This window comes from Comamonas sp. FUJ_7 (assembly GCF_057369555.1).
Genome location: NZ_JBXXZI010000021.1, coordinates 1 through 4,834 on the forward strand (window position 1 = coordinate 1; position 4,834 = coordinate 4,834).

Annotated in this window: 4 protein-coding genes; 3 read left to right on the plus strand and 1 reads right to left on the minus strand. The window is 52.6% G+C overall.

Going from position 1 to position 4,834, the window contains the following annotated elements; translation table 11 throughout:
* Positions 1-149 precede the first annotated feature (149 nt).
* Positions 150-317 (plus strand): DUF6500 family protein, encoded by a 168-nt coding sequence (locus AC2I9W_RS17500; RefSeq protein ID WP_486411190.1) that lies wholly within the window; start codon positions 150-152, stop codon positions 315-317.
* A gap of 132 nt (positions 318-449) precedes the next feature.
* Here AC2I9W_RS17500 and AC2I9W_RS17505 read toward each other — a convergent pair whose 3' ends face one another.
* The gene (locus AC2I9W_RS17505; RefSeq protein ID WP_486411191.1) at positions 450-1,043 is read right to left on the minus strand and encodes a helix-turn-helix domain-containing protein; all 594 of its coding nucleotides are present in this window, start codon (positions 1,041-1,043) and stop codon (positions 450-452) included.
* Positions 1,044-1,324: 281 nt separating this feature from the next.
* Here AC2I9W_RS17505 and AC2I9W_RS17510 point away from each other — a divergent pair, with 281 nt between their 5' ends.
* Both AC2I9W_RS17510 and AC2I9W_RS17515 read left to right on the plus strand, forming a co-directional pair.
* Positions 1,325-2,770: a M81 family metallopeptidase gene (locus AC2I9W_RS17510; protein ID WP_486411192.1), complete on the plus strand. Its 1,446-nt coding sequence runs from the start codon at positions 1,325-1,327 to the stop codon at positions 2,768-2,770.
* 189 nt (positions 2,771-2,959) lie between these two features.
* Complete coding sequence (locus AC2I9W_RS17515) at positions 2,960-4,225, plus strand: NAD(P)/FAD-dependent oxidoreductase (RefSeq protein WP_486411193.1); 1,266 nt, start codon at positions 2,960-2,962, stop codon at positions 4,223-4,225.
* Positions 4,226-4,834 lie beyond the last annotated feature (609 nt).

Here is a 4,834-nt window from a genome sequence, read left to right on the forward strand (position 1 = left end):
ATAAAAAGCAAGATGCCCGCGAAACGCGGGCATCTTGAGTGCCAGGAGCAAGGGAACATCACACTCGTTCAAGCACTATCACGCTTGAAATCGAGTTATGCAGAGGTTCCTTAAGAGCCAAAGCTATTGCCATCTGTGATGAGAAAATTTTGAAGAAAGGCGAGACTGTAGGGCTTTCGTTTTATGCTTTCTTCGCCAATAAAAATGATGATCAAGACCTACTGATGGAAGCGGCTGAATGGTGGATCAAACTGCACAAGCTCGATCACTTTGAAAAAGCGAAAAAGATTCGACGCATGATTGCTTCAGGCGAATAGCCTTTGCTCATGTTGCTTGAATGTAGGAGGACAGGCATGGATTGTTTGCTGCCACTGGCGGCGTGTCCACGTCCACTGGAACAGGCGATCAAGTGAGACTGGAATCCGCACTCGGCGAAGTTGCAGTGATGGTTACGGAGCAAATCCACCGCTCTTTCGCGACATCTCTTCGGTCAGAACTGCAATAACTTTTGCAAATTGCCGGCTCGTCGACACATACGCATGGCCAATGCGGCTATCGAAGTACAGGGAATCACCGCCACTGAGCTTGATGAGTTCTCCAGTGGCGAAATGAACCTCGATTTCACCACTGATGACATAAACGAACTCTTCGCCTGCATGCTGAGCGAAGTTTTCTGGGCCTGTAATACTGCGCGAATGGATCGTCGCCAACACCGGGCTCATTTTTTTTCCAGAAGCAGTGGTGCCTAGGAATTCATAGGAAACAGTGCGCCCTTTATAGCCAACCCCATCTCCAGCGCGCGTTACTACGGGTTTGGCGAACGGCGCAGGTTTATGGCCCACATTCGCAAAAAGCTCTCCGACATCAATCTTCAGAGCTTGGCCGAGAGCCGAAATATTGTCATATCCCAAGGCAATCTTCCCCCGCTCCGCACGCGAAATCGTTGTGATAGAGACACCCGATATTTCCGCGAGCTTTTGCAAAGTCCAGCCGTATTCCTTGCGTGCATCCTTCAATCGCTGGCCAAATTTATGGCGATCCAACGTTTCCGTTGTAGGTGGTGGGGACGACGTGGATTTGCTAATCGGCTTCAAAACAGAACACGCAATAGAGTCAAGGGGCAGTCACTTTAACCCACGAATGCGCGCTGGAGGGTCGCTGTTGCACAACAACGTCCCAACGAGCAATTTGACTCAGTTGATCTATTTTTCCGAGATTAAATTTTGCATATATGCAAAAAATGCTAGACTTTCTCGTAGTGTTTGAACTGCTGCCTCCGCTGGGTGCAGCGCCTTGTCTTACTTAGGTCAAAAGGACATTCGTGATGCGCGTCTTTAGCGGTACCCTCGCCACTGAAACCAATACTTTTGGCCCCATGCCAACAGGGCTTGCCTCCTTCAAAGACCGTGCGTACTACCCAGCCGGGAAGCATCCCGACCGTTTAACCATGTTCTCTGGCCCCTTATGGGCCGCGCGTATTCGAGGCAAGGAACTGGGCTGGGAGTTGCACGAAGGCTTGGTTGCAGCCTCACAACCTAACGGGATTACCACCCGAGAGGCATACGAGAGCCTCCGGGATGAACTCCTCTCCGATTTAAAAAGTGCCATGCCTCTGGACATGGTCTTGCTTGGCTTGCATGGCGCAATGGTCGCTGATGGCTACGACGATTGCGAAGGTGACTTGCTGACGCGGGTGCGCGAAATCGTAGGCCCTGACGTGGTCATCGGCGCTGAACTGGACCTGCACAATCACCTGACCCCCGAGATGGTGCAGGCCGCCAATTTATTGATTTCATTTAAAGAATATCCACACACCGACATCCTGGAGCGTGGCCTGGAGCTGGTCGACTTATGTGCCGCGACGGTTGCCGGTCACATCCAACCAGTGGCCAGTGTGGTGGACTGCAACATGATTGTCATGATGCACACCACACGCGAGCCTGCTCGCTCGTTTGTAGACAAGGTATCTAGCCTCGAGGGACATGACGGGATTCTGTCGATTTCAGTCACCCATGGGTTCCCATGGGGGGATGTTCCCGCCATGGGAACTAAGATGCTGGTGTACAGCGATGGTGATGCGCAAAAAGCGCATGCGTGCGCTTTAAAACTAGCGAACGAGCTGATTGGCCTGCGGGAGCAGCTCAACACAGCGTATCCCGATATTCCCACCGCCTTTGATCAAGCGCTTACCATGGATGGCCCAGTTATCTTGGCGGATGGAGCAGACAATCCAGGTGGTGGTGCGGCAGGCGACTCGACCTTTATCTTGGCAGAGATATTTCGCAGAAATATCAAAAATGTTGCCATTGGCCCTATCTGGGATCCCGTGTCCGTGCGCATTGCGTTTGAAGCCGGTGTTGGCGCCATCATTCAACTTCGTGTTGGTGGAAAGATAGGCCCACTATCCGGGCATCCGCTGGATGTGAAGTGCCAAGTAAAAGCACTGAAGCGCGACATGGTGATGACCGCCTTGGCTAATTCAACCATGGCTATGGGCGACTCAGCACTCATTGACGTGGATGGTGTCGAAATGGTGCTCGTGAGCATTCGTGCGCAAGCGGTGAATACCGATATGTTTACGCAACTAGGGTGTGAGCTAGATAGCAAGCGCCTTATCGTGGTGAAGTCATCCCAACACTTTTATGAATCCTTCACCAAGGTAACGCCCAACGTCATCTACGTCGGAGCCCCTGGGGTGGTGTCACAAGACTACAAAACCTTGCCGTTTCAGAAGATTCAACGCCCTAAGTGGCCGATTGATGCGGCCTGAGTTTCATTCGCTTAAGAGTCGCTAACACTACCCCGCAAACCAAAGGTTTGCGGTTGAGACGAGGTGTGAAGCCGAAGGCCGTACATAAATACGACAAGGTGAAACACCAATATATCAAGGGTTGTATTAGCGGCTCTCAATGTTTGCCGCAATGCTGAGCGAAATGGGTCACCCCCACTTCGCATCTCTATGAAAAAAAAAGAAATTATTGTTTTAGGCGCAGGTATTGTCGGTGTCAGCTCGGCTCTGGCATTGCAAGCCCAAGGCCACAATGTCACGTTGCTGGATGTAAAAGAACCTGGTCAAGGGGCTTCATTCGGGAATGCTGGCCTGATTCAACGAGAAGCCGTGGAACCCTATGGGTTCCCTCGTGATCTATCGACGTTGATCGGGGCAGCGCTGGGGCGCTTGAATGCCATTCACTACCAAGCGTCAGCATTACCCGGTTTAATACGTCCGCTCACGGAATACTGGAAGAATTCTGCACCTCAGCGGTATCCCACCATCACCGCTGCGTACAGTGCATTAATTGCTCACAGCACTTCCGAACATGCTCCACTCATTGAAGCCGCTGGGGCAAATCACCTAATCCGCAAGACTGGCTGGCACCAGGCATACCGCACCAATGCCGCGTTTGATGCTGCGGCAAAGCACGCTGAGCAAATTCGCAGCGACTATGGTTTGACGGGCCGTAGCGTGCATTCACAAGAGCTTGCCGCCATCGAGCCAACGCTGAAAAAACCAATGGCTGGCTCCATCCTCTGGGAAGACCCTTGGAGCGTAGCCAACCCGGGAGAGCTTGTGCAACTCTATGCCCAATTATTTGTGCAAAGAGGCGGCGCCTTCGTGGCCGATCCTGATTTTGAATTGCTGCCGACAAACACCGGGTGGACAGCAAAAGGTCTGCAGCATGAGCTACATGCTGAACATGCCGTCATAGCGATGGGCGCTTGGTCTTTTGCCGCTATCCGAAAACTGGGATATCAGTTGCCCGTTTTTGTTAAACGCGGCTATCACCGCCATTTCAATACACCGCAGCGCTTTGGCATCTCGTTGCTCGATGCCGAAAATGGCATCATGCTCGCTCCCATGAATATGGGTCTACGCATTGCGACGGGGGCTGAATTCGCAAAGTTGGATGCACCCGCAACACAGGTACAAATTCAGCGCTCTGAGGCCTTAGCTCGAGAACTCGTGGAGTTAGGTGAACCTGTTGACGACACCCCTTGGCTGGGTGCCCGTCCATGCGTTGCCGATATGAAGCCACTGATTGGTCCCGGGTTCATGCACAAAGGGCTTTGGTTCAATTTCGGACATGGGCATCAGGGCCTCACGCTAGGCCCTGCTTCAGCGCGGTTGCTGGCTGAACAGTTTGCAGGAGAAGCGCCCTATGTGGAGCCCAGCGCTTATTTGCCCAAACGCTTTGCAGGCCAACCCACCTCGTCTCAAATTTAATTTGAATCCGAAAGAGCACCTGCTGCCTGCGTCCCTTCGCTCTGCTGCGGGCAACCTGCGGTGCTTGGCTGGAAAGTTGTTTTCAGAAACATGAGCTGCTAACGCTTGCTGCATAAGCGTTATATGCCAATTTTATGCTTATTATTTTTTAATTCAGCGACTGTCGTTCCTCCTCTTTCCGAGGCCGCTTATCGCGAGGCAGCGACTTACTTTCTTTTGCTTCGCCAAAGGAAAGTAAGCAAAGAAAAGGCGACCCTGCTACCCCTGACCCTGCGCTACGGGCAACCTGCGGTGCTCGCCCCAGCCGGGCCAGCCGCAAACTCGCCTGCTTCGCAGGCTCAAACAGCGCGTCTGGCTGCTTCCGTCTGGGGCTGTGCGCCTCGGCACGGGTAGAAGGGGGCTGAGACCTGAAACACCTTGCCTACTTTTGTGCAGCGTTGTACAGGGAGGTCCTTTTGCAGACTCCAAATTAAGCTGCACAGCTCACCACTTGCAGCCACTTCTGCTTTCGGCCGAGGCTGTGTGAAAACACCGCTTTGGCGGTTGTCCAAATTTAAAATCGTGGCATCTGTATTGAGGTTGATGCCATATGAAGCGCTTCATCGAAGG